Below are 23,634 nucleotides of genomic sequence, written 5' to 3'. Positions count from 1 at the left end.
GCGATGAACAGCTTTTCATATACCCGCGCCCAGGCCGTTGAGACGGCCGCACGCGAAGTTTCGACCAACCACACGGCCAAGTTCATCGCCGGCGGCACCAACCTGCTGGACTTGATGAAGGAAAACGTGGAGCGTCCTACCCGCCTGGTAGACCTCACGCGCCTACCCCTCAACCAGATTGAGGACACTGACAAGGGCCTGCGCCTGGGTGCCCTCGCCACCAACGCCAACACCGCCTACGACGAGCGAGTGGAGGAGCGCTACCCCCTGCTGAGCAAGGCCATTCTGGCTGGTGCTTCAGCCCAACTGCGCAACATGGCCACCGACGGCGGCAACCTGTTTCAGCGCACCCGTTGCTACTATTTCTACGATCTGGCTACGCCTTGCAACAAGCGCGAGCCCGGCTCGGGCTGCTCGGCTATTACCGGCTACAACCGCGTATGCGGGATCTTGGGCACCAGCGAAAGCTGCATTGCTACCCACCCCTCGGATATGTGCGTAGCCCTGGCCGCGCTGAAAGCCACTGTGAATGTGACCGGCGCCACCGGCGAGCGAACCGTGGAGTTTGCCGATTTTCACCGCCTACCCGGCAACGAGCCAGAGCGCGACAACAACCTGAAGCCTGATGAAATCGTGACCAGCATCGACCTGCCGGCCGATGGAGAGCGGTTTGCCAAGAACTTCACCTACCTCAAGCTGCGCGACCGGGCTTCGTATGCCTTCGCGCTGGTATCGGTGGCGGCGGCGCTGGATATGGACGGCGACACCATCAAGGAAGCCCGCGTGGCCTTGGGTGGGGTGGCCCACAAGCCCTGGCGCAAGCCCGAGGCCGAGGACCTGCTAAAAGGCCAGGCCGCGACGAAGGTGAACTTTGAGCGCGTGGCCGCCTCCTTGCTGGAGGGCGCGAAGGGCTACGGCTCCAATACATTCAAAATTGAACTGGCTAAGCGTGCCATTGTGCGCGCGCTGACCATGGCCGCTAACGGACAACACTAAATGGCTGCTACTACCTATATTGGCCGCTCCACCAGCCGCGTGGACGGTCGCGCCAAAGTAACCGGCGAGGCGAAGTACGCCGCCGAGTTCAACACCCCCGGCCTGACCTACGGCTACGTGATTTCCAGCGACATCGCAAAAGGGAAAATCACCAAGATTGACGCCTCCGACGCGCTCAGCCTACCCGGCGTGTTGCAGGTGTTCACCCACGAAAACGCCCCCCGCCCGGCCTACTTTGACCGCAAGTTCAAGGACGACGACTCGCCGGTAGGCGACAAGTTTAAGCCGCTGTACAGTGCCGAAATTCAGTTCAGCATGCAGCCCATTGGCTTGGTGGTGGCCGACTCATTTGAGGTGGCCCGCTACGCCGCGTCGCTGGTGAAGGTGGAGTATAAGGCCGAAACGCCGGAAACCAACCTGCGCCAAAAGCCCAAAGGCCACAAGGCGCCTACCGGCAAAACAGGCTTCACACCACCTAAAAGCCGGGGCAACGCTGCCAAAGCTTACAAAAACGCCGAGGTGCAGTTTGAGGCAGAATACTTCCACATGCCCGAGCACCACAACCCGATGGAGATGTTTGCCTCCACGGTGATTGTAGAGGAAGACGGCAAGCTGAAAATATACGACAAGACGCAGGGTGTTGCCAACAGCCAAAAATACATCACCAAGATCTTCGGGCTAAGCAAGGAAGAAGCTCGCGTGATTAACCCTTTCATGGGTGGTGGTTTTGGTTCGGGCCTGCGGCCGCAGTATCAGCTATACCTGGCCGTGATGGCGGCGCGGGAGCTAAACCGCTCGGTGCGCGTAGTGCTCACGCGCCAGCAAATGTTCTCGTTCGGGCACCGTCCGGCCACGTTGCAAACCGTATCGTTGGGCGCTACCAAGGACGGCATGCTGCAAGCAATCAAGCACGAAGCCCTGGGCGAAACCTCTCGTTTTGAGGAATATACCGAGGTAGTGGTAAACTGGGCCGGCATGCTCTACCACTGCGACAACGTAGAGCTGGGCTACTACCTACGCAACCTAGACACCTATACGCCCCTGGACATGCGCGCGCCGGGCTCCGTAACGGGCATCGCCGCCTTCGAAACAGCCATTGATGAGCTGTCTTACAAAGTAGGCATCGACCCGCTGGAACTGCGTCTGAAAAACTACGCCGAGAAGAACGAATTCGAAGGAAAGCCCTTCTCTAGTAAAGAATTGCGCGCTTGCTACGCCCAGGGTGCCGCTAAGTTTGGCTGGGCCAAACGGCCCGCACAACCACGCTCTATGCGCGAGGGTACCAAGCTCATCGGCTGGGGTGTGGCTACCGGTATGTGGGACGCGCAGCAGCAGAAATCGGCTGCCAAAGCCAACCTGTCGGTAGACGGCAAGCTAGTAGTAGGTAGTTCCACTTCCGATATTGGCACGGGCACCTACACGGCCATGACCATGATTGCCGCCGAAACCCTGGGCCTGCCCCTCGATGCCGTGACCTTCAAGCTGGGCGATACGACCTTGCCCGTAGCGCCGCTGGAAGGCGGCTCTTGGACGGTAGCCTCCGTGGGCTCAGCTGTGAAAGAAGCCTGCGAAGCTGTAGCGAAGAAGGTGTTCAGCATGGCCAAAGACGTGAAAGACTCTCCGCTGTCGGGCGCTAGCTTCGATGAGGTAGAGTTTGTGGACGGCAAGGTGCAGCTGAAGGGCGACTACTCCTCGGGTGTTTCCATTGTAGAGGCCATGCGCGCTGGCGAGGTGAACTTCATTGAGGAAGAAACCACCACCATGCCCAACATGCTCAAGCAGATGCAATACGCCCGCAACACGCACTCGGCGGTGTTCGTGGAGGTGGAGGTTGATGAGGACCTCGGCCAGATTTGCGTGCGCCGCGTGGTAAGCGCCATTGCTGGCGGCCGCGTTATCAGCCCCAAGACGGCCCGCAGCCAGATCTTGGGTGGCGTAGTATGGGGCATCAGCATGGCGCTGGAAGAAGAAAGCGTGCTCGACCACCACTTCGGCCGCTTCATGAACCACAACCTGGCCGAATACCACGTAGCAGTCAACGCCGATATCCACAACATCGACGTGATTTTCGTAGAAGAGCACGACGACATTGTGAACCCACTGGGTGCCAAAGGCCTGGGTGAAATCGGGATTGTGGGGGTAGCGGCGGCCATTGGCAACGCCATATACCATGCCACCGGCAAGCGCGTGCGCGAGCTGCCCATTACGCTGGACAAGTTGCTGTAGTTCAGTAGATTTATTGATAAAACAGAAGGCCCTAGAACCGTACGGTTCTAGGGCCTTCTGTTTTACAAGCTAAACAACGTTTTCAGTCCTTCTTTCAGTGCAGTCGGCTTGCGGCCAAGTACCTGTTGCAACTCATTACTGACTGCTGATTCCTGACCATGCTTGATGTCGGTCATGAAACCGAGGACAAATCGAGTAACGGTTTCGGGTACGTTGCGGGCTTTCATCTGCGCCGCAAAAGTCTCATCGTCGAGGGCCGTATAGCGCACCTCTTTGCCCGATAGCTCACTGAGCGCGGCGGCCACATCGGCGAAAGAATACGTTTCGGTGTTGGTAAACGTGTAGGTGCGATTTTCGCAGTCGCCTTCGGCCAATACGTTGGCAATGGCTTCGCCCATGTCGCTACGCAGGGCAAAAGAAACCCTACCCTCGCCAGCGGGCAGGTGAATGCCCGACGCAAACACGGCAGGCCCCACAAACTGCGGCAGCGTATCCATGTACAGAATGTTGCGGAACAGCACGTAGTGTAACCCACTGGCCTTGATGTAGTCTTCCGTTTGGAAGTGCCGCACCATCAAGTCGTTGGCCAGGGTGTCGCGGTCTTGTAGGGCGCGGCCGGTGTAGGCAATGCACGATACGCCGGCTTTTTTGGCGGCATCTACCACGTTGTAGTGCTGTTGCAGGCCGTGGTCGTCGCCTCCACCCGATACAAGCAGCACTTTGTCGATGCCTTGCATGGCGCGTTCCAGAGCAGCCGGGTTGTCGTAGTCGCCCAGGCGAATGTCGATGCCCAGCTCTTGCAGGTGGGTGGCTTTGGCAGCGTCGCGCACTAGGCCCGCCACCTGATTGGCGTCAATTTTGGTCAGGAGTTGTTGAATAACGGCCGTGCCGATGTGGCCGGTAGCACCAGTGATGAGAATCATATACAGTACATTAGGTGATGTTTGTACTGCAAAGGTGCCGCCTAAAGTAGGCAGGCAAAAGAGCTAAATGGCGGTAGTATTGGGCCAAAAGTCGGAAAGCACCGCTAGCCAGCCTGTTTGTACGCGGTAGGCGAAAAGCCAAGGCTTTTCCGGAAAAACCGACTAAAGGCCGACTGATCCGTGAAATGCAGCAACTCGGAAATCTGCGCCACCGATAGCTGCTGATTTTGCAGCAAGGCTTTGGCTTCCAGCAGCACGGCTTGTTCTATCCAGTCGCTGGCGGTTTTGCCGGTGATTTCCCGCACAGTTTCGGTGAGGTGCTTGGGCGTGATGCACAGTTGGTCGGCATAAAATTTCACGCTACGCTCTACCGCGCTATGGGCATTTACCAAGTTTTTAAACGCAGAAGTCAGCTGCTGACCACGCGTTTGGGTGGATTGTAGCACCGCGTGATGCTGGTCGTAGATGGCAATAACTTCGTATAGTAAGCTATTAATCAGGTTTTTAATTACCTGCTCTCGGTAGGGGTGCGGGGTAGGAAATTTCTGCTGTAGAAAACGCAACGAAGCCGTGATGGTGGTGGCCTCCGCCTCCGACAGCGGTAGTACGTGCCGGGTAATGTTCTCCAGAAAATGGAAACTGTCGGCCTGCACACTGTTGTGGCTGGTGATAAACTCCTTGGTGAAGAATACAGACAGGCTGTCGTGGTCGTCGGATAGCTGCGCCCATTCTTTAATTACGTGTGGCGTGATGAGCATCAGGCAATTCGGTTCGATGGAGTAAGTCTCCAGATTTGCCTTCAACTCCAGCGTACCGCGCAAGCATATGCCAATCTTGTAGTAGTTGCCGCGGTAGGGGGCGTTCAGCGGCGGACCAGCCGAATGCGTGTGCTCATCCAGAAAAAATACTTCAGCTGGCTTATCAGCAGGGTTGGAAAAATAGTGGAGCGAATAGGTAGGAATAGAAGAAGCCATAGCAGGAGCCGAAGATTAGTATGTGTCTGAAGATAAGACGAATAGTCTATGATGAAAGTGGTGGTAAGTACCGCACCGCATCGGTAGTAAAGTTACTGCCTACGCAACGATAGGTAGTGCCATAAAGGCGTAGTAGGGTACTAAATAAACGAAAACCAATAGCCGCCTACTGCGTTAAGTCAAGTAAGAGCTCGTCTGTAAGGGCGCCGCTACTGCGCCTCTCAGACGAGCGTACGCAACAGAAAGAAGTAGGGCCAAGCGTGCGTAAGCACGTGGTGCTACCCTATTCTCAACCCCAACCCAACCACCATGGAGTATAATATTGATAACGTAAAAATGGATTTGCAAACCGTTGGTTTTCAAGAAACCTCGGCAATAGTAGACCAAGTAGAAAGCGAGCTGCGCCGCGTGATGCGTTTCCGGCAGGATATCGTAGCCGCCGACGTGTACCTGCGCGAAGACGGTAGCAACCCCGAAACCAATAAAGTGGTACGCTGGCGCCTGGGCATTCCCGGCAAGGATCTGTTTGCCGAAGCGACGGCCGGCTCGTGGGGCGCAGGCCTGCGCGATGCCAGCGAAAAGCTGCGCCGACAGTTCGTAGACTAGAACGTCAACGGACGAAGGCTGCTATTCTCCTGTTTCTGAATAGATAGCATGTATACTGAATAGGTCTTCCGTGGTGTAACTATTTTACACCACGGAAGACCTATTTATTTTGTGAGAAAACAGCCCAGACAATGTCAACCTACGCATTTTGTGTAGTGTCCTCATTTGCTAAAAGCAAGTACCAGAGAGGTTAAACTTTGTCCTTGAATGGCCGCCATCAACTCCGGAAACTTGGCCGGGTTGCAAGCAAACAAAGGAATATCCAACGCGGCAAATTGCTCGGCCACGCGTCGGTCGAAGCTGGGGGCGCCATCGTCGGCGCGGGCGAGCAAGGCGACGACCGTGACGCCGGCAGGGCGGCTTTACGCCCTTCCGGCTCAGTCAGCACATTGTCCACGTCCTTATATCAGCCTCAAAGGGTAAGGGGTTTTGGGCATCGGCTTCGGAGCCGCGGACGAGTTGTCAACGGGTAGCAGGTGAGGTAGGCATCAGGGTCACTTCTTACTCGAAAAAGTCGGCGGGGTCGGCTTGGCTTAAGTACTTACTAAGGCTGCCTAAGTCGCCAAAAATGGGATAAATCAGTTGCATAAACTGCTCAGTGGCAGCAGGCCCATCGGTATAGGCCTCAAATGTTTCGCCCTGGCCCAGCAGCTCTACGTGGTCAAGTAAAGCAGGCGCGTATTCCTCCAGAACGGTCTCGATGTGTTCGGCCCAACTGGCACCGCTGCCGCTGAAACCGTATTTCTCGAATACATTGTAGTAATCGTCCAGGTCCGTAAGATCTGCTACAATGTGTTCCTGGCGGCCCGGCGTGGCGTGGTCCTCCAGGTCATTAATCAAAAAAGGATAGGTGGAAGTCATAGATGCCAAGGTAGGGAGAGATGGGTATTCGCACTTGGTTGTAGCTTACATGGTCTTGAAAGACACTACTGCGCATGTGAGAATGAGATGTGAATGCGTGAGTGATGACGCGGGGCATAGCCCCACGCCATCCATACTGCCACTACATGTCCAGTAACTCCCGTAGCCCGCGTTCCAGGTCGAATTCATCTTCTGGGCTACTGCTGCAACGGGCTGAGTGCCTTGCTGAGCGAGGTCCAACAGGACCTGGGGTTGCGCAGGCGTGGCAGACGCGCGCAGCAAAGCTGCTGGGGCTTACGCACGCACTCGGCACAGCCGAGTGCGTGCGTAAGGCTTCTTAATACGCTACGTCATCGCCCAAAAAGTCCAGGCCGGGCATGCCGATGGGGGCGCCGGGGGGCATGTCCAGGGGGGCGGGTACGGTGAACTTGTTGGGGTCGGTGGTAAAGGTATTGATCTGGGAGAGGCCGAATAGCAAATTAGCTTTCTGCCGGGGCTCGGCGCTGGCTAGCTTGCCAGTCATCCACTGCTTGAGGCCGTCGATTTCGGCTAGGCTTTCGCCGCGCACGCTTTCGGCTACCTGCGGGTCGGCGGCAAGCTGGAGTAGGCTTTTCAGCGTGAGGTTATTCACCAGCACCTGTAACTCACCTTTGTAGCCGGAGGCTAGAGGTGCTTTCCAGGTCTGAATCAGTAGTTTATCGACCACTGGCATGAAGCCCGGCTGCTTGCTGTCGCGGGCGTGGTACTCCACCAGGCGGGTAGCACGCTCCGGATTCAGCAGCGACAAGATGGTAGGCGCCGCCGCCGCTTCGGCGGCGGCTATGGGGTCGAAGGTAGGGCCAGTGTGGCCGGCGAAGGTTTCCATGCTGCTGGGGTAGCCCGCCGGGCGGGGCGGCAGCTGTTGCAGCAGCTTCTCCGGCAGCATCAGCGCCTCCGGCGACACGGTAGCCATCAGGGCATCGAAGGCGCGCCACTGCTCGGCGGGCTCTACCATGCGGGTCACCACCTGGCCGTCGTTTTTCACGGCGTGGGTGAAGTACAAGCCACCCAGCGACTTCGCCGCGGCCTCTACCTGGTAGCGGTGCAGCAAGTACATGGGCACCAGCACCTCTTCCAGCGTGGCCATGGGGGCGTTGTCGGGAATGGCGTTGGTAGAGAAGTTGTCGAGCACGTGGCGGCGCACCTTCATCAGCTTGTCGAGCTGGGTTACGGCGTTGCTGCCGTCGTCCCACTGGTGCGACTCGGGGTGCACGTAACCGCCGATGTCAGGGATGAAAATGTGGCCCTGCTTCAGGGTTTCCACCAGAATCTGGTCGAGCGCTTTGTCCTCGTCGGTGCCTTTCGTGAAGTCCTGGTAGCCCCACAAAATAGCGCGCTTGTCCCAGCTGCCAATGCCCTTGGCGTAGGCATCCGACACGTCAATCGTACCGTCCGATTTCAGCGAGAAGCGCGGGAAGGGGTAGTCCATCACCGAGCCGCGGTCCTGGGTGCCCGAGGAGGTGAAATTGTGGTACAGCCCCAGGGTGTGGCCAATTTCGTGGGCCGACAGCTGCCGGATGCGGGCCAGCGCCATCTGCTCCAGCTCCGGCGACACTTTCTTGCCGTTTTTATAAGGCTGCAACAGGCCCTCGGCAATGAGGTAGTCCTGGCGGTGGCGGTCGGAGCCCAACGTGACCACACCCTTGATGATTTCGCCCGTGCGCGGGTCGATGTAGGACGAGCCGAAGGAGAAAGCCCGCGGGTTGCCGGCGCGGTCCACCCAGTTCACCACGTTGTAGCGAATGTCCATGGGGTCGGCGTCCTGGGGCAACTCCTTCACCAAGAAGGCATTCTTGTAGCCGGCCGCTTCAAAGGCCTGGTTCCACCACGCGCCGCCTTCGATGAGCGCCTTCTTGATGTCCGGCGGGGCGCCGCGGTCCACGTAGTACACAATGGGCTCCACTGGCTCGCTCACTTTGGCTCCGGGGTTCTTCTTCTCTAAGCGGTGCCGGCGCGAGAAGCGCTTTTCCAGCGGCTCGGTCATGGGCGCCGAAAAGTCGAGGTAGGAAAACTGGAAAAACCCCGAGCGCGGGTCGAATTTGCGTGGGTGGTACTTGTCGTCGGGCAACTCCACGAAGGCCTGGTGCATGCGCACGGTCACGGCGTTGGGGTCGGGCGCGATGCTGCGACCGTAGCCCTGGCCGCCGTTGGGGCCGCCCGTGAAGGTAATCAGCGCGTCGAACTCGGTGTTTTTGGGAAAGTTCTTGGTGGCTTCGGGGTTCACAGCCGAGCGCGACTCATCCAGCCGATAGCCGGCCGAGGCCCCACCGCCAGCGTTGCCACCGCGCAGGCCCGCAAAGCTGCGCCGGCCCAGCTGGTCGCCTATTTTCTGGCTGTCGCGCACCAGGAAGGGCGTCAGGTCAAGCAGTACTTTGTTGCCCTCCACAGCCACCGGCGTAAAGCCCCACAGCACCGATTTGGCAAAGGCGCTTTCCACGGCTCGCTGCTCATCGCCGCCGCGGGAGGCGCGGTAGCTGTAGTTGGGCGCCACCAGCATCACCTTGGGGCCTACCCGCAAAAACTTGGCAATGGCCGAGGAAGCGCCGCCCCGCTCGGGGCCGCCCATGCCTACGCCGTCAGGTAGGGAGCTGAAATAGAGAAACTCCTGGTCGAACTTGTCCAGCTCAAGGTAGACTTTGCCGGTTTTCTCGTCGTAGTAAAACGGAAAATAGCCATCTTGTTTCTTGGCACCCTGGGTAATAGAAGCAATGGTAGCAGCGGGCTTCGCTTCAGCGCGTGTAGAGGAGGTGCCGCCTTGGTTTTGGGCCGGTGCAATATGGCTGGCCGCCAGCAGGGCGGCCACAAAGAAAGGAGTACGCTTCATTCGATAGGGTAGTGGTTTGGTGCGAACTGATAGTGCTTTGGGTGCTTTCTTGGGCAGGTTCCTAGCGGCTGATGCTGCGAGTGTGATGCACAATCTGCCTGCTTACAGAATCAGATGGAAAAACCTCGCTGCTTCGTGCAAGAAAGAAAGCTACTTGACGAATGGACGAATAACTGCCCACGCCGTTGCGTCAATTTTAGAAAAGCATTGCCGATTACGCAACTATTTCAGTGAAATGCACTGCTACCTTATATTTTTATTAATGCAACGCGGGTATGATTGATAAAAAGGGATTTATGCTGTCAGAACTTCCGATCGGCACTCGACTCAGGCGGAAGTCCTGGCTGTGCTAAGCTGGCTCTACCCGGCAAACACGTTTTGGCAGGTGGCGCACCGCATAGGCGTGGTGCCCACATACAGCAATTGGCGCCACCACGCTACGCGCTCGGCAGGGGCTACGGCCAGGCTGCCGCAACGTGGACAACGCGGTAATTTCGGTGCGGTGCGCTCCTGCTCAAAATTGGTGAGCAAGGGCTGGGCTGTTTCCACCAACGCTTCCTCAATCAGCAACTGGTAGTACATCCCCTCGCCGTAGGGTAGGGAGGGCGGACCGTGGGCCTTCACCAGCACCACGATATCGGCCTGTAGCAGCTCGTTGTAGAGTACAACGGCCTCGGTGTACGTGAGGTAGCGCGCGGCGGGAACCAGCATAACAGGGACGCCTACCGCTTGCGCTTAGCCGGTGCACGGCGCTGGCCGCGCAGGCGCCCTACGTACACCAGCAACCCCACGCTCAGCACGGCCAGCCCCGCCGTGAGTAGGTCGCGGGTGGTGCGGCTCTGGTCGACTTCGTTGGCCAGCGTCTGGGCTTCGGCCAGTTTCTTCTGGTGCTGCCGCTCGCGCTCTTCCAAGTTCGTAATCTGGCGTTGCAGGTCGTAGAACCGCTCCTGGGTGGTGCTTTGGTCGCTTTGGGCCACGCTGGCCTGCTGCTGCACCTGCTGGCGCTCGGCCACCAGACCGGCGGTCTGGCGCAGGGCATCGTCCTTCACAGCCTGCACAATCTCGGTGTCCTTGCGGATGATGCCTTTCAGGGCGGCTACCACTTCTTCTAAGTCCCGCTTGCTGGGCTTGTTGGCTAGAAACGCATTGCGCTGGGAGTTAGCAGCTTCGTACTGCCGCACCAGCGCTTCCCGCTCCTGAATCAGGCGGGGGATTGGGTCGGTGTTTTGCTCGGGTGCGGTTTGGAGTAGAAGCAGCAGCAGAAGTTTCATGGGGGCAAAGGTCTTGAAAAGTTGCGTTGCGCGGGTGCTGCGTCTAGTAAGCCGCCTTAGACGTACGAGAAATTTTATTTTTTATGATCGATATGCAACCGCTGCCCAATCGGCGAGGCTCTAGCTACTGTATCCCATCTTTCCATTCATTCACAGATCATTATGAAATTGTCGAAAGCTTTACTCGGAGCCGTTTTGGTCGGCATCACGGCGCAAACTACTGCCTGCACAAAAGGCGACGAGCCCGCACCGAAAGGTGAAAAAGTAGCAAAGGGTAGCGAGAAAAAAAACGCCCGTCTACTGCCCCGCGTGTGGCCTGGGCTAAGCAACGCGCCAGAAACTATGGCTGCCGTACCCGCCTTGCCGAGCATCTTATCGGCTATTGCCTGCAATCTGGACGACCACCTTCTGGCCGCAGCCTTGCCGCTGCTCGAAGCAGGCCAGGTAGAAGCCGTGGAGTGGTCGTTTGACACCCTGTTTGACGGCCGGCAGCTGCCTAATTGGTTTGCCGAGCTGCTGACTGCCTACGGCGAGCAGGGCCGGCTGATTGGACACGGCGTGTACTTTTCACTGCTCTCGGGCCGCTGGACGCCCGAGCAGGCGCAGTGGTTGGAGCAGCTGCGCCTGCTCGCGGCGCGGTTTCACTTCGATCATATCACGGAGCATTTCGGCTCCTTTACGGGGCAAAACTTCCATACCGGCGCGCCTCTGCCCGTGCCCTACACGGCCGCTATCCTGCGTCTGGGTCAAGACCGCCTTCTGCGCATAGCGGACGCCTGCCAGTGCCCAGTAGGGCTGGAAAATCTAGCTTTTGCCTACTCCCTGGAGGAAGTGCAACGCCACGGTGAGTTTCTGGAGAAGCTGCTGGCGCCCGTCAACGGCTTCCTGATTCTGGACCTGCACAACCTGTACTGTCAGCTGCATAATTTTGATTTGTCTACCGATTCGTTGCTGGCGCTCTACCCGCTGCATCGGGTGCGGGGAAATCCACATTTCGGGCGGCAGCTGGGAAGATTCGCGGGTGGAGCAGGGTAGGCAAATCCGGCGCGACACCCACGACGAGGCCGTGCCCGATGAGGTATTTGCTCTGCTGGAACGCACAATATCCCAGTGCCCGCAGCTGAAGTACGTAGTGCTGGAGCAACTCGGCACCGGCCTCCGCACCGAGGCCAGCCAACACCAATTCCGGCAGGATTTCCAACGGATGGCTACCATCGTAGAAGCCGGACGGCGCCGTGTGCCCAGCCATCAGCCCAACGCATTCCAGCCGCCAGCAGCCCTACCCACCGGCCCGGCCGCCCACGACGAAGCCCTCCACGCACAGCAGCGCCAACTCTCGCAGATTCTGGAAACGGCCACTTCCTACGAAGAAGCGCAACAGCGCCTGCGCGCCTCCGCCCTCGCCCATACCGACTGGCAGCTAGAGCAGTGGGCGCCCCACATGCTGGAAACAGCCATCAGCATCGCCCAAAAGTGGAAATAGTGTAGTCTGTTAAAGTCTGTCCTCCTGAGCATGTGGCGCATCAAGCCAGTGTCGAAAGACCTTCTCACGCAGGAACGAGTCGTTGTTACGTTTGTCGTTCACGCGTGAGAAGGTCCTTCGACACTGGCTTGATGCGCCACATGCTCAGGAGGATAAGGCGAAAAATAGCTTTGTCACTCACTACCCACCAAAACCACCCGTATCTCCCTTGGGTTGGTTGTCGATAGAGCTGGCGGGCTTGCTGGTGCCTAAAAACCAGGTGAAGCCCAGGTAGCCCACGCGGGTTTCGTACTTGGTTTGCAGATTGGTAGTGAGGTCTGCGGCGGCCAGCCGAGTGTACTGGCGCCGCGTGTCGAACAGGTCGCTGACACGCAGTGTGAGGGCCGCCCGGTCGTGGAACAGGCGCTGGCGCAGGGCTACATCTACCCCATACACGGCCAGCAGGCGGCCTTGCGGCACCACCAACGGTGCGCGGTAGTTGCCGCTAAGCTGCACGGCCAGCGTTTTGGTCGGGCTGAACGTATTCAGCAGATACGCCGTGCCGGTGAAGTTGGCGCGGGTGCCAGTGCCGGTGTAGCTGGCTACCTGGTTGCGGTAAAAGGAGCCGTTGGCAATGAGCTTCCACCAAGTAGTCACGGGCTGCGTTAGCGAGAGTTCCAGCCCGTAGCTAGTCGTGCGGCCCAGGTTGGCGTAGCTGGTGCGGGTGATGAAGTCGGGCTGGCCGCTGAGGCGGGTCGCCAGCGTGTCAACCGTGCGCAGGCTCTGAATGGCTTGATTGGCGAAGCGTCCAAACAGCGTGGTGTTGAGGGTAGTATGCTGCCACGCCACCTGATGGCCCAGCTCTGCCACATGCACGTACTCGGGGCGCAGGGCGGGGTTGCCCACCATGTAGTTGCGCGCATCAGTGTAAATAGGTAAGGCCACGATTTGCAGAAAGTTGGGTCGATTCAGGCGGCGCGAGTAGCTGAGCTGGAGGCGCTGCTCGTGGTGGGGTAGGGTACGCGCCACTGTGGCGGAGGGGAATAGGTTGAAGATGCGTTGGCTGGTTGAGCCCATGGGCAGTACCCGGGCCTGTAGCCCGGTAAACTCAGCTCGCAACCCCACTTGATAGTCCCAATGGTCGTTTTTTCTGCTGATACGAGCCGTAGGCCTGCGGAATCACTTGCTGGTAGTGGTAGCGGTACGAATTCGCCTCTTGCCGAATAAATTCTGCGCCGGGTACTGGCTGCACCGTATACTCAGCCGTGCCGGGCGTCACCATCACGTCGGTTTTTACGCCCGCTCCCCAGCGGCGTTTGTCGTCCAGGGGGTGCACGTAGTCTATCTGCGCCGAGGGTAGGTGGATGGTCACATCGAGGAACTGCCGACGCGCCTGCCGGGTGTAGCTGGCGGGGCCGTCCAGCACACGTTGCTCCGTAGTCACGGTGCCGCCATCCAAGGTATAGGTAGCGCTGGCCGTTAGCTCGCGGCCAGGGTAGGCAGCCCAGGTATGCCGGTAGTTGCTGCCCACACGCATGGTATACAGGTCGTCGACTTCCGGATTTTGATTTTGTAGGATAATCGTCGGGTCAGTATCGCGCGTGAGTTGGGTAGCGAAATGGTTGGTTTGGTGTAAGTCGTTCTTATAGAATTCGGCGGTCAGCGTCAGCGTTTGCTCCGGGCGCCAGGCGTAGTCCACGCCTAAGCGAAGCGCTTTATTGACTTGGTGGCGGACGGCGCGGCCGGTCTGATCGGTGCCAGTGGTGCGGCCCTCGGCTGTAGCCACCTGCTGCAAGGCCGAGCTGCCACGGAACTCATTATTGAGCCCATTTACGTTGCTGTAAAAATTGAATTTGCCCGCCTTACGGCCAAGGTTGAGCGAGGCGCTGTACTTGTCGCGGGTGCCCGCCGTGACCTGCGCCTCCCCGTTCCAACTGTCTTTAAGTTGCTTTTTCTGCACTAAGTTGATGATGCCGCCCGCGCCCTGGGCCGAGTACCGCGCCCCCGGATTGGTGATAACCTCAATGGTTTCGAGGCGGCTGGCGGGCAGCTGGTCGAGGCGCAGGCTGCTGGGCGCGGGCTTGCCGTCGAGGTAGAGCGTAACGCTCGTGTTGCCCCGCAGGCTGACCTGCCCGTTTTCATCTACCGCCACAGAAGGCACCTTTTGCAGCACATCGGCCGCCGTGCCGCCCACGCTGTTCAGGTCTTTGTCTACGTTGATAATCTTCTTGTCCAGGTCTTCAACGAGCACAGCCTTTTCGCCCTGCACTACCACCCCGTCAAGCTGCACCACCATCGGAGCGGCCAGCCATTCGCCCAGACGGAGTACCGGGGTAGTCGCAGTCAGCGTGATGCTCCGGCGAGTAGTCTGGTAGCCTAGTGCCTCTGCCCGCAGTACGTAGCGGCCCAACGGAACGCTCACTAAGGCAAAAGTACCGTTATCAGCCGTTTGAGTGTTTCCGGCTAGAGTAGAGTCCGGTAATCGCAACAGCAAGACGTTGGCAAAAGGAAGCGGTTGACGTGTGCTTCGGTCCAATAGCGTGCCCGATATGCCACCCGAAACTTGAGCAGATGCTGTGCTCGGCACTAGGCAAACGACTGCCAACATCAGCCACCAAAAACGCCACTTGCCCGAGCACGCAGCCTGTACGCAGCAGGAAAACGGACGCCGTAACTGCGTCACAATTTTTCCGATACATTTAGTAAGTGTCTGACTATAAACGTATTTTGTAATGCAAGTTACCATGTAATACATAGTACAAAGAGCTAAGTGTACCGACTGTTTCATACAAGTGAGTAGTTAACGTGACGAAGAAAAGGGAAGCAGGAGAGGCAACAGCACCCACTTTCCTACCGCTATGCTTGCGGACGGAGATGCTGGAGAAAGCAGAAAGGTGTCGTGCGGATTACTTCGTTTGACGACGCAGGAAAAGGTAGTAAGCCAGAAACCCGAAAGCCGTGCTGAAAAGCAGGATGATGATGGAGTGAATGCCCAAGGGTAGGAATAAGCTGCATACTGTAAGCCCCGCACCGCTGCTCAGAAGCAGCGCAATCCACTTCACTACCTTGTTTTGCTCGTCCTGAGGGCCAGGAAGCAGGCGTTCCACAACGCTTTCTGAAACAGCCGCCCCCAAAATTTGCCGCTTCAGCAGGTAGTTCATAATCAGTTTGATAGCGGCTAGTACGAAGCTACAAAGCAGGTAAAACCCGAAGATCGGCAGCACAACCCGGCGCGCGAGTTCCAACGCATTGTCGTCAAGAGGCAACAGCGTACTTTGGGCCGAAGCTCCCTTCGTAATCAAGTAGAAAAGCAAAAGCAACAAAAAACCTTTCATAAGTTGGGCCGTGGGGTGGTACTGCATGAGACCGGCCAAAGCCGTTCATGTTGCAAAGCATTACGAAAAAGACAGTAGGCGCATTTGCCGACGGTATTGGGCCAGTAACTCCACACATTGGCCGGCCATAAGGAACCCTACTACTACCAATAGCCCACCTCCCAATAGGGTAGCCATATCCTGAAAAACCTGCATCAGCGTGCCACCAAACAACGCCAGAAACGCGCCGACAACCCCCACTACAGGAACCGCCACCCAGCAGAGCACCCACGGGAAAGCGGGGCGGGGCCTAGGTAGCTGCGCCAAGACGCTGGCCGTGAGGTCAAAAGTGAAAGCCGGTTGGGGTAGGCGGGTCGTTGCCACAAATAGGTGCTGGTAGGTCGCAACCTGGTCCTGGCACTGGTGGCAGCCGCGCAGGTGAGCCGCCTGGGTAGCCGGCAGCAGGGCCAGCGACTCCGCGGCCTCTTGGAGGGCGCGTTCAGAAAGATGGGGGCTTGTCATAAGTCGTCGCGTTGGTAGCGGGCTAGTAGGTGCTGTTTCAGCTGTTTTCGTGCTCGGAAGAGGTAGTTTTTCACAGTACCATCTGGCAGGGAGGTGATCTGTGCAATTTCCTCGTAGCTCAGTTCCTGCTGATGGTACAAGGAAATCAGGGTGCGGTAGAGTGGGGGTAGCTGCTCGATGGCCGTGCCCAAGATATCGGCTAAGTCGTGGCTGAAAAGGGCTGTTTCGGGGTCGTAATCTGAGTCGGCTACAAGCGGGGGCGGGGCTCGGCGTCCTTCCTCTGCTGCCGCATCCGGGGTGGGTTCCGCAGGGTCTACCAGCACCAGCTGCTTCTTTTCCAGGTAGTGCAGGCACGTGTTGTATGTGATTTGGCCGACCCACGTGGAGAGCTTTGCCTGAAACTTAAACCCTGCCAGGTTTTTATACACCTTCAGATACACCTCCTGCGCAATATCCGGGCGGTCGGCAGGGTGCCGGATCATCTTGAATACCAACTGTGTAACCAGCCCTTCTGTGCGCTGCACAATCTGCCCAAACGCCGCAGTGTTGCCACCCAGCACTTGCTTCACTAGCTGCTGGTCGGTTGCGGGAAGGGTAGGCAAATCGGTCATCAAAGCATGAGACCGGCCAGGCGGCAGGATGTTGCATTAGAAGTTGCCGGTGGGACCTCATCTTTTTAAAAGACGCTTGTGTTGATGACAAATGTCATGCTTCGGCTGCGCTCAGCATGACGGGGTAAGCGTTTCAAGGCAACGATGAGATACAATATTGTGTGTCTCTACTATCTGAGAGACTGTTTAAGCTAGCTGAAAAGGTACTTGGGGTGTAGAGATGCATACTTGCGTCTCGTCGTTGCTGATGTTGTTTGCTAAAACGATGCTGACGCGAGTTATTCAACGACGAGACGCAAGTATGCGTCTCTACACCATTCAGTGTTTGACTCAAATGCCTTCTAATCCTACGAAACCGGTACCGCCTCGCGTACAGCGGCGGGCTGGTGGCGGTAGAACCACAGAATCAGAATGGGCAGCAATGTCAACTCAGCCACTACCCCAAACAGGAGCGTGAGGCCAATGAGCAGGCCCACGTAGAACGTGCCGTCGAACGACGAGAAAATTAGGGTAGAGAAGCCGCCTACCAGAATCAACGACGTGACAATGACCGCCTTGCCGGCCATGAGGTAGGTTTTGCGTACGGCCCGGAACAGGCTGTCTTCTTTCAGCAACACCAGTTTCAACTTGCTGATAAAGTGAATGGTATCGTCCACGGCAATACCGAAGGCAATGGTGAAGATGATGCTGGTGCTCACCTTCATGCTCACGCCGGCTACGCCCATCACGCCCGCTACTATCAGGATGGGTACTAGGTTGGGAATCAGCACAATCAGCGTCATGCGAATGGAGCGGAACAGGGTCAGCACAATCAGCGTCACCATCAGAATGTCGATGCTCATGCCGGTTATCATGTTCAAAGACAGGTTCTCATTGTTTTTGTCGATGAGGTTGGCCGAGCCGGTGAGGCGGGTTTGCACGATGGTGGAGTCAATGCGCTGACGCAGAAACTGGCGCAGGTCGGCGTTGAGGGCGCCAGCGCGCAGGCTGCCCACGTCGGGCATGCGGCCGGTTAGCCTACCCTCCGAGCCATCGGGTAGGACCAGCGCCTGGAACTCGGGCTTCTTCCGAAACGGCTTGGCCCGGCGCAGCAGGCGTTGCAACTCGGCGTCGGAGTCGGGTAGGCGGTACTCGGCTATGTCACCGCCGTTCAGGGCTTTGCGCACCGATTTCACCAGCGTTACGGGCGAGGCCACGAAACGCAGGCCGTAGGTGCGTTGGAGGTAGGTCTCGATCTGCTCGGTCTGGCGCAATACGGGTAGGGTGAGCACCGAACCGCCCGTCGCTGGCGTAAGGGCCATTTCAAAAGGCCGCACGCCGGCGAACTGCCGTTCAAAAAACCGGAAATCTTGCTTCACCGGGTCGTTTTGCGACAAATCATCCAGCAGCGCCGAGTTGATGCGGATGCGCGAGGCCGACGCCACCGAGGCAATCAATACCACGGCACTCACAGCCACTACCAGCTGCCGCCGCGCCAGTACCTGCCGGAACAGGCGGCCCAGCACGCCGTCCCAGCTGCGGCCTTCCTGGCGCGGCACCCGCAACTGGGGTTTGCGCAGCAACAGCAGCATGGCGGGTAAAAGCGTGAAGCTGAGCACAAACGTGAGCAGCACGGAAATGCCCGTAAACAGCCCGAAGTTATAAATCGGCCGGATGGTGCTGGTCATCAGCGTGAAAAAGCCGATGCTGGTGGTCAGCGCCGACAGCCCCGACCCAAAGCCCGATTCTTTCAAGGTGACCCACAGCGCGGCCCGTTTCTCGGTGCCGTAGCCCAACTCCGTCACGTAGCGCGTGATGATGTGGATGGTATCGGACATGCCCACCACGAACAGCATCACTGGCAGCAGGGCCGTCATCAAATCAATGCTGATACCGGCCGCACCCATCGCACCCAGACCCCACACAATGGCGCCCAGCACCACCACTAAGGGTAGCACCACGCCCCACCACGTCCGGAAGGTAAACCACAGCAGGGCCGTCACCAGAATGACCGACAGCGACATGAATAGCGCCAACTCCACCTGCAAGCGGTCCACAAACACGGATTGCGCCACCATTTTGCCGGCTAGGTGGTAGTCGGTTTCCGCGAAGCCCTGGCGCGTCAGCTCCCGGCGCACGGCCGCTAGCAGCGAGTCGCCGGGCGGCTTGGCGAGGTTGGGCGAGGTTTGCAGCAGCACGGTAGCGGCGCGGGCATCCGGCGAAATCAGGTTGCCCACCAGCCCCGGCGTGCGGTACACGGTGGCCGAGTCCTGCGCCCGCCGCGCCGGGTCTGGGTCGCCGGGGTGGAAATAGGGAATGTTGAACACGCCCAGCCCTTCCACCACGGGGTTGGTGGCGGTGGTAGGCGACGTGACGCTGACCACGTGGGGCCGCCGCCGCACAAACTGCGTCAGCGAATCGACGCGCACCAGAAACTGCGGGTCGAAAACAGTCTTGCCCGCGGGGGCTTCCAGGCCCAGCAGCACGTAGTCGTTGTCGTTACCGAAGCGCTGGGCGTACTGCTCGTAATAGGCTAGGTCTGGGTCGCCGGCGGGGTAGAAATCGTTGAAATTGTAGTTGAAACGCAGCTGGGCGGCAAAGTAACCCGCTAGGCCCGTGAGGAGAAACAGGGCCAGCAGGATAGGGTAGGCAAATCGGCGAGTAGGCATAGGGTAGGAGGGCGGCTCAAGCAGGAACGAGTACGCAGCGTTCTGCTTACCTTAAGGACCGCCGAAGGCCAACCGTTGTTTTTTGCTATTTGTTTCCGCGAGCTATTCTATTTAGAAATGAAAAGCCCTTGGTATATCCTATGTTGTGTAGTGCTGATGCCGGGGGTAGGCAGACGAAAGAAAAGCTGAATTACAAATTCTCAGTGAAGTAAGAATGCCGCTTATAAAAATAGAGACAGTAATCCAGGCGCCTCAAAAACGCTGCTTCTTGTTGGCTTTGAGCGTTGATCTGCATACGGTATCAACTCAACAAACAAAGGAAAGCATTGTGGCTGGTGTACGAAGCGGAATATTGCAGCTTGGCGATACGGTCACATTTCGGGCACAGCACTTTGGTATTTGGCAAACTTTAACCAGTAAAGTAACCGAACTGGAAACCCCCATTTACTTCTGCGACGAGATGCAGCAAGGTGCTTTTCAGCGCATGCGCCACGAGCATCATTTCGAGAAGCAGGGCAATACTACGCTCATGCGTGATGTATTCGAGTTTGCTTCTCCGTTGGGATGGGTAGGAAAAGCGGTAGATACGTTGTTTATGAAACGCTACCTGACTCATTTTCTGAAAGAGCGTTGCAGTGTGATAAAGCACTATGCTGAAACTGAGGCTTGGCGAGAGGTTTTACCTTTGATGGATAACCTTAAATAACATAGGGAATTGATTTAGTCATTAGGATGTGACTTTTATTTGGAGAGTTTACATAAGAATATTAGATTTCAGAATCTTACAATTTTTATAAAATCGATACATGGAGCTTATTGACCAACTTACCAATCTAGCTGCACGAGCGCAAAAACAGATTGGCCACATTCAAACGGAAGAGGCCACAAAAAACGCATTGGTTATGCCCTTTATCAATGCGTTAGGATACAACGTCTTTGATCCGACTGAGGTAGTACCGGAATTTGTTTGTGACATCGGTACTAAAAAAGGTGAGAAGATAGATTATGCCATTATGCGTGATGGTAAGCCTATTATCCTTGTCGAATGCAAGCCAGTAAGCGGTGATTTAAGTATTAATCACGCTAGTCAATTGTTTCGCTACTTCCATGTAACAGAGGCTCGCATTGCAGTGCTAACGAATGGCACTACTTATAAGCTGTTCACTGACTTGGAACAGCCGAATAAAATGGATGAGCGTCCGTTCATGGAATTTGATCTGTTTAATTTTCAAGAAAATGACGTTGCTGAAATTAAGAAACTGAGTAAGGCCTCATTCAGCATAGAAGACATGCTTTTCGCTGCATATAATTTAAAATATATGCGGGCTTTCAAAAAATACTTCGATGAACAATTCACACAACCCTCGCCCGACTTCATAAATTTCGTCTCGAAACAGGTATATGATGGTGTACTGACACCCAAATTAAAAGAGCAGTTTGCTATACTGGTGCATCGCTCTTTCCATCAGTTTCTCAACGATAAAATAACTTCTCGGCTACGGTCAGCTATGCTTGACACCGGGCAACCATTGCTGACAACTGATTTGCCTGCAATAGCTATTGTAGAGCCGAAAGTAGCTGAGACAGCCCCCGAAGTCGAAACAAAGGATAGGGATATTGTAACGACAGTGGAAGAAACAGAAGGCTTTATGATTGTCCGGGCCATTCTGCGTAAGACAGTGCCAGTCAATCGAGTGGTAATGCGTGATGTGCAATCGTATTGTGGTATTCTGCTCGATGATAATAACCGTAAGCCAATCTGTCGATTACACTTTAATAGCAGCAAGAAGTTTGTAACTGTATTCGATGTAGAAGGTGGCGAACGGGTTGATATTAGTTCACTAGATGATCTGTATGGACTTGCTTCCCGGATTCGAGCAACTGTTCAACGATACGAATCGAAATTAACAGAAGTGCCTGCTGGTTAATTCTATTGGTTGTCAGTTTCTTATAAAGAAAACCTGTCCGTGCCGGCAGGTTTTCTTTATTTTTGGCCCCAACGTGTTGAAAACACTGAAGCTTCTACAAGGCTTTCTTGTTGCCCCGAATCATTCCCCATGCACCAATACCACACCCTCCTCCAGCACATTCTCGACCACGGCACCCAAAAAACCGACCGTACCGGCACCGGCACGCTCTCGGTATTTGGCTACCAGATGCGCTTCAACTTGCAGGAGGGCTTCCCCCTGGTGACCACTAAAAAGGTGCACCTAAAAAGTATCATTCACGAGCTATTGTGGTTTTTGCAGGGCGATACCAACATTGCCTACCTCAAAGAGCACGGCGTGAAAATCTGGGACGAGTGGGCCGACGCCAACGGCGAGCTAGGCCCCGTGTACGGCAAACAGTGGCGCAGCTGGGCCGCCCCCAACGGCGAAACCATCGACCAGATCAGCGAAGTAGTGCGCCTGCTGCGCGAGCAGCCCGACTCGCGCCGCATCTTGGTCTCGGCCTGGAACGTGGCCGACCTGCCCGATATGAAGCTCCAGCCCTGCCATGCCCTCTTCCAATTCTACGTGGCCGATGGCAAACTTTCCTGCCAGCTCTACCAGCGCTCGGCCGACGTGTTCCTGGGTGTGCCCTTCAACATTGCCAGCTACGCCCTGCTCACGCTCATGCTGGCGCAGGTAGCGGGCCTGCAACCCGGCGACTTCATCTGGACCGGCGGCGACACTCACTTGTATAGCAACCACTTGGAGCAGGCCCGCGAGCAGCTCACCCGCACGCCGCGCCCGCTACCCCAGATGCGTCTGAACCCGGAGGTAACGGACATTTTCGGCTTTCAGTACAACGATTTCAAGCTGGAAAACTACGACCCCTGGCCCGCTATTAAGGCGTCGGTGGCCGTGTAATATTTGGTCGAGCATACCGGGCGGTAACTTTGCAGCGTTAATGGAGTAGAATGGGTAAATTCCTATTTCATCTCGTTAACGTGCTGCTCAGGATATGACAACAACTAACCTTTACTCCCTTAAGACCCGTGCCCAGCGTTGGTTGCCAGTAGGCGCGCTGGTATTACTGGCCCAGGCCGGTTACGCGCAAATGTCCTTCAACCGTTGGGAAGGTGGCACCAGCAGTCCTACCGATACACCCATTCGTAAGTCGGGTAAGCGGGCTGCGGCCACTGCCGATGCCACGCTGCCAGTAGTTACTGCCACCCCCGAGCCGGTCCGGCGTACGCCGCCTGCTGTGGCAGCCTACTCCAAGCCCTTACGGCGTGGGTTGGGGCAACGCGTACGGGCCAGCGCCTATAGTGCCCCCGATGCAGAGTTTTATCGCTACGCGTGGCAGCACTTGCGCTACCCCGCCACAGCCTTGCAGGCAGGACTATCGGGGCAGGTGCTGGTGCGCCTCAACGTCAACTCGGCCGGGGATGTGATTGATTCGGAGGTGCTGAGTGCAGATATTCGGCAGGCGCCTACCGGCAAAGAAGCGTCTGCGGCGGCGGGTAAGGCTGCCATGCGCCAAGGTGCCGCAGATCTGCTGTGGGGGCTGCATTTTGAGCCCGCCGCAGGCACCACCCAAGAAGACGTACCCGTACGCTACGTTATCCAGTAGGCATTTCAGACGGGTGGTAGAAGATGCGATAATGGTGGTTCGGAAGGCCATAGTTTGCCGTAAACTTTGTATTTTTAGGCATAAAACAAGATAAAATTGCAGCAAAGGGGGCACCACTTGCGTGCAGTTTTATGTTGCGCTCTGTGAGAACGACTAATGATAATTGGTCGTTCGAGCATATTATAAAGTTCAATGCAGTCTAGTGCGATGAAAAAATGGTTCTACTACCCGGTTATTTGCTTGCTGACGCTACTGGCCACGGCCGAGGCGAAAGCCCAGAACTTTAATACTTGGACGGCCGATCCACCTGCCCCTATAACCCCCCGGCGCAAACGGCCGGCTTCCAAGCCCAAGCCTACACCCGTAGTGCGGGATACCGTTGCCATAGAGGTTCCTAAGGTAGAGCAGTCTAGGCTCATTAAGCGCGGCCTGACGCAGCGCATGAAGGCGCACAAACCGTTGGAAGAGGATAACACGTCGGTGGAGTTCTTCGCGAACAACAGCCGTTATCCGACCGCCGCCGCCATGGCAGGTGCCCAGGGTAACGTGCTCATTCGGCTGCAAATAGCACCCGATGGGCACGTGAGTCGTACATCGGTAGTAGCAGTGGAGCCGCGCCCCATTCCGGGCTATAACACCAACATGCCCCCCGCCGCTATGGACGCCCTGGCCAACGAAGCCCAACGCGTATTTCGGATGCTAAAATTCGAGCCGGCGTCTAGCACATCGGAGGAGGAGCTCAGTGCTAGTTTCTCATTGCAATAAAATTTGAAAAATTATATTATTTCTACGATACGCA

At 56.8% G+C, this 23,634-nt stretch carries 23 protein-coding genes; 10 read left to right on the top strand and 13 right to left on the bottom strand.

Features of this window, described 5'->3' with window-relative positions:
* Window positions 1–3 precede the first annotated feature (3 nt).
* Both F1C16_RS07755 and F1C16_RS07750 read left to right on the top strand, forming a co-directional pair.
* Window positions 4–996 (top strand): xanthine dehydrogenase family protein subunit M, encoded by a 993-nt coding sequence (locus tag F1C16_RS07755; RefSeq protein ID WP_185283753.1) that lies wholly within the window; start codon window positions 4–6, stop codon window positions 994–996.
* Window positions 997–3,222 carry a xanthine dehydrogenase family protein molybdopterin-binding subunit gene (locus F1C16_RS07750; RefSeq protein WP_185283752.1) on the top strand — a complete coding sequence of 742 codons (2,226 nt, stop codon included), beginning with the start codon at window positions 997–999 and terminating at the stop codon, window positions 3,220–3,222.
* A gap of 62 nt (window positions 3,223–3,284) precedes the next feature.
* On the opposite strand, the gene F1C16_RS07745 is transcribed toward F1C16_RS07750, so the two are convergent.
* Both F1C16_RS07745 and F1C16_RS07740 read right to left on the bottom strand, forming a co-directional pair.
* A complete protein-coding gene (locus F1C16_RS07745; RefSeq protein ID WP_185283751.1) occupies window positions 3,285–4,145 on the bottom strand; it encodes an SDR family oxidoreductase in 861 nt (286 codons plus the stop codon).
* A 104-nt stretch (window positions 4,146–4,249) separates the two neighbouring features.
* Window positions 4,250–5,119 (bottom strand): AraC family transcriptional regulator, encoded by an 870-nt coding sequence (locus F1C16_RS07740; RefSeq protein WP_185283750.1) that lies wholly within the window; start codon window positions 5,117–5,119, stop codon window positions 4,250–4,252.
* Window positions 5,120–5,428: 309 nt separating this feature from the next.
* On the opposite strand from F1C16_RS07740, the gene F1C16_RS07735 reads away from it, so the two are divergent.
* Entirely contained in the window at window positions 5,429–5,725 is a 297-nt protein-coding gene (locus F1C16_RS07735; RefSeq protein ID WP_185283749.1) for an HPF/RaiA family ribosome-associated protein, read from the top strand.
* Window positions 5,726–5,886: 161 nt separating this feature from the next.
* Here F1C16_RS07735 and F1C16_RS07730 read toward each other — a convergent pair whose 3' ends face one another.
* The 5 genes from F1C16_RS07730 to F1C16_RS07710 form a co-directional block, all read right to left on the bottom strand.
* Window positions 5,887–6,057, bottom strand: a complete 171-nt coding sequence (locus F1C16_RS07730) for a hypothetical protein (RefSeq protein WP_185283748.1) — start codon at window positions 6,055–6,057, stop codon at window positions 5,887–5,889.
* 169 nt (window positions 6,058–6,226) lie between these two features.
* Window positions 6,227–6,586 carry an Imm51 family immunity protein gene (locus F1C16_RS07725; RefSeq protein ID WP_185283747.1) on the bottom strand — a complete coding sequence of 120 codons (360 nt, stop codon included), beginning with the start codon at window positions 6,584–6,586 and terminating at the stop codon, window positions 6,227–6,229.
* 337 nt (window positions 6,587–6,923) lie between these two features.
* A complete protein-coding gene (locus tag F1C16_RS07720) occupies window positions 6,924–9,449 on the bottom strand; it encodes a zinc-dependent metalloprotease (RefSeq protein ID WP_185283746.1) in 2,526 nt (841 codons plus the stop codon).
* Between the two features lie 360 nt (window positions 9,450–9,809).
* On the bottom strand, window positions 9,810–10,160 hold the full coding sequence (locus F1C16_RS07715; RefSeq protein ID WP_185283745.1) for a hypothetical protein: 351 nt from the start codon (window positions 10,158–10,160) through the stop codon (window positions 9,810–9,812).
* 11 nt (window positions 10,161–10,171) lie between these two features.
* Complete coding sequence (locus F1C16_RS07710) at window positions 10,172–10,720, bottom strand: hypothetical protein (RefSeq protein ID WP_185283744.1); 549 nt, start codon at window positions 10,718–10,720, stop codon at window positions 10,172–10,174.
* A 162-nt stretch (window positions 10,721–10,882) separates the two neighbouring features.
* On the opposite strand from F1C16_RS07710, the gene F1C16_RS22965 reads away from it, so the two are divergent.
* Window positions 10,883–11,755: a DUF692 family multinuclear iron-containing protein gene (locus tag F1C16_RS22965; protein ID WP_258049066.1), complete on the top strand. Its 873-nt coding sequence runs from the start codon at window positions 10,883–10,885 to the stop codon at window positions 11,753–11,755.
* Complete coding sequence (locus F1C16_RS22960) at window positions 11,742–12,203, top strand: hypothetical protein (RefSeq protein WP_258049065.1); 462 nt, start codon at window positions 11,742–11,744, stop codon at window positions 12,201–12,203. Before F1C16_RS22965 ends, F1C16_RS22960 begins: the two co-directional genes overlap by 14 nt.
* Before the next feature lie 180 nt (window positions 12,204–12,383).
* Here the strand turns inward: F1C16_RS22960 and F1C16_RS07700 are convergent, their stop codons facing one another.
* From F1C16_RS07700 to F1C16_RS07675, 6 genes are all read right to left on the bottom strand, one after another.
* The gene (locus F1C16_RS07700) at window positions 12,384–13,307 is read right to left on the bottom strand and encodes an outer membrane beta-barrel family protein (RefSeq protein ID WP_258049064.1); all 924 of its coding nucleotides are present in this window, start codon (window positions 13,305–13,307) and stop codon (window positions 12,384–12,386) included.
* Window positions 13,291–14,790, bottom strand: coding sequence for a carboxypeptidase regulatory-like domain-containing protein (locus tag F1C16_RS07695; RefSeq protein WP_185283742.1), 1,500 nt, complete (start codon window positions 14,788–14,790; stop codon window positions 13,291–13,293). Before F1C16_RS07695 ends, F1C16_RS07700 begins: the two co-directional genes overlap by 17 nt.
* A gap of 298 nt (window positions 14,791–15,088) precedes the next feature.
* Window positions 15,089–15,517: a hypothetical protein gene (locus tag F1C16_RS07690; RefSeq protein WP_185283741.1), complete on the bottom strand. Its 429-nt coding sequence runs from the start codon at window positions 15,515–15,517 to the stop codon at window positions 15,089–15,091.
* Between the two features lie 60 nt (window positions 15,518–15,577).
* Window positions 15,578–16,018 (bottom strand): hypothetical protein, encoded by a 441-nt coding sequence (locus F1C16_RS07685; protein WP_185283740.1) that lies wholly within the window; start codon window positions 16,016–16,018, stop codon window positions 15,578–15,580.
* Window positions 16,015–16,620: an RNA polymerase sigma factor gene (locus tag F1C16_RS07680; protein WP_258049063.1), complete on the bottom strand. Its 606-nt coding sequence runs from the start codon at window positions 16,618–16,620 to the stop codon at window positions 16,015–16,017. The genes F1C16_RS07685 and F1C16_RS07680 overlap by 4 nt, the downstream gene beginning before the upstream one ends.
* A 356-nt stretch (window positions 16,621–16,976) precedes the next feature.
* Window positions 16,977–19,277, bottom strand: a complete 2,301-nt coding sequence (locus F1C16_RS07675) for an RND family transporter (RefSeq protein ID WP_185283738.1) — start codon at window positions 19,275–19,277, stop codon at window positions 16,977–16,979.
* Between the two features lie 277 nt (window positions 19,278–19,554).
* Between F1C16_RS07675 and F1C16_RS07670 the strand changes: the two genes are divergently transcribed.
* The 5 genes from F1C16_RS07670 (at window position 19,555) to F1C16_RS07650 (ending at window position 23,600) form a co-directional block, all read left to right on the top strand.
* Window positions 19,555–19,983: an SRPBCC family protein gene (locus F1C16_RS07670; RefSeq protein ID WP_258049062.1), complete on the top strand. Its 429-nt coding sequence runs from the start codon at window positions 19,555–19,557 to the stop codon at window positions 19,981–19,983.
* Between the two features lie 100 nt (window positions 19,984–20,083).
* Entirely contained in the window at window positions 20,084–21,205 is a 1,122-nt protein-coding gene (locus tag F1C16_RS07665) for a type I restriction endonuclease (RefSeq protein WP_185283736.1), read from the top strand.
* 129 nt (window positions 21,206–21,334) lie between these two features.
* A complete protein-coding gene (locus F1C16_RS07660) occupies window positions 21,335–22,129 on the top strand; it encodes a thymidylate synthase (protein ID WP_185283735.1) in 795 nt (264 codons plus the stop codon).
* A gap of 94 nt (window positions 22,130–22,223) precedes the next feature.
* Window positions 22,224–22,835, top strand: a complete 612-nt coding sequence (locus F1C16_RS07655; RefSeq protein WP_185283734.1) for a TonB family protein — start codon at window positions 22,224–22,226, stop codon at window positions 22,833–22,835.
* A 207-nt stretch (window positions 22,836–23,042) separates the two neighbouring features.
* The gene (locus tag F1C16_RS07650) at window positions 23,043–23,600 is read left to right on the top strand and encodes an energy transducer TonB (RefSeq protein ID WP_185283733.1); all 558 of its coding nucleotides are present in this window, start codon (window positions 23,043–23,045) and stop codon (window positions 23,598–23,600) included.
* Window positions 23,601–23,634: the final 34 nt, after the last annotated feature.

It is taken from the genome of Hymenobacter sp. NBH84, assembly GCF_014217645.1.
Taxonomy (GTDB): Bacteria; Bacteroidota; Bacteroidia; order Cytophagales; family Hymenobacteraceae; genus Hymenobacter; species Hymenobacter profundi.
The sequence above is the reverse complement of the archived record's forward strand: the minus strand, read 5'-3'. Positions and strand labels throughout refer to the sequence as shown.

Coding starts and splice junctions, on each gene's coding strand:
- F1C16_RS07750 (WP_185283752.1), top strand. CDS start 997: ATGGCTGCTACTACCTATATTGGCCGCTCCACCAGCCGCGTGGACGGT.
- F1C16_RS07720 (WP_185283746.1), bottom strand. CDS start 9,449: ATGAAGCGTACTCCTTTCTTTGTGGCCGCCCTGCTGGCGGCCAGCCAT.
- F1C16_RS07660 (WP_185283735.1), top strand. CDS start 21,335: ATGCACCAATACCACACCCTCCTCCAGCACATTCTCGACCACGGCACC.
- F1C16_RS07650 (WP_185283733.1), top strand. CDS start 23,043: ATGAAAAAATGGTTCTACTACCCGGTTATTTGCTTGCTGACGCTACTG.
- F1C16_RS07690 (WP_185283741.1), bottom strand. CDS start 15,517: ATGAAAGGTTTTTTGTTGCTTTTGCTTTTCTACTTGATTACGAAGGGA.
- F1C16_RS07665 (WP_185283736.1), top strand. CDS start 20,084: ATGGAGCTTATTGACCAACTTACCAATCTAGCTGCACGAGCGCAAAAA.
- F1C16_RS07740 (WP_185283750.1), bottom strand. CDS start 5,119: ATGGCTTCTTCTATTCCTACCTATTCGCTCCACTATTTTTCCAACCCT.
- F1C16_RS07695 (WP_185283742.1), bottom strand. CDS start 14,790: ATGTTGGCAGTCGTTTGCCTAGTGCCGAGCACAGCATCTGCTCAAGTT.
- F1C16_RS07725 (WP_185283747.1), bottom strand. CDS start 6,586: ATGACTTCCACCTATCCTTTTTTGATTAATGACCTGGAGGACCACGCC.
- F1C16_RS07755 (WP_185283753.1), top strand. CDS start 4: ATGAACAGCTTTTCATATACCCGCGCCCAGGCCGTTGAGACGGCCGCA.
- F1C16_RS22965 (WP_258049066.1), top strand. CDS start 10,883: ATGAAATTGTCGAAAGCTTTACTCGGAGCCGTTTTGGTCGGCATCACG.
- F1C16_RS07655 (WP_185283734.1), top strand. CDS start 22,224: ATGACAACAACTAACCTTTACTCCCTTAAGACCCGTGCCCAGCGTTGG.
- F1C16_RS07715 (WP_185283745.1), bottom strand. CDS start 10,160: ATGCTGGTTCCCGCCGCGCGCTACCTCACGTACACCGAGGCCGTTGTA.
- F1C16_RS07745 (WP_185283751.1), bottom strand. CDS start 4,145: ATGATTCTCATCACTGGTGCTACCGGCCACATCGGCACGGCCGTTATT.
- F1C16_RS07675 (WP_185283738.1), bottom strand. CDS start 19,277: ATGCCTACTCGCCGATTTGCCTACCCTATCCTGCTGGCCCTGTTTCTC.
- F1C16_RS07735 (WP_185283749.1), top strand. CDS start 5,429: ATGGAGTATAATATTGATAACGTAAAAATGGATTTGCAAACCGTTGGT.
- F1C16_RS07685 (WP_185283740.1), bottom strand. CDS start 16,018: ATGACAAGCCCCCATCTTTCTGAACGCGCCCTCCAAGAGGCCGCGGAG.
- F1C16_RS07710 (WP_185283744.1), bottom strand. CDS start 10,720: ATGAAACTTCTGCTGCTGCTTCTACTCCAAACCGCACCCGAGCAAAAC.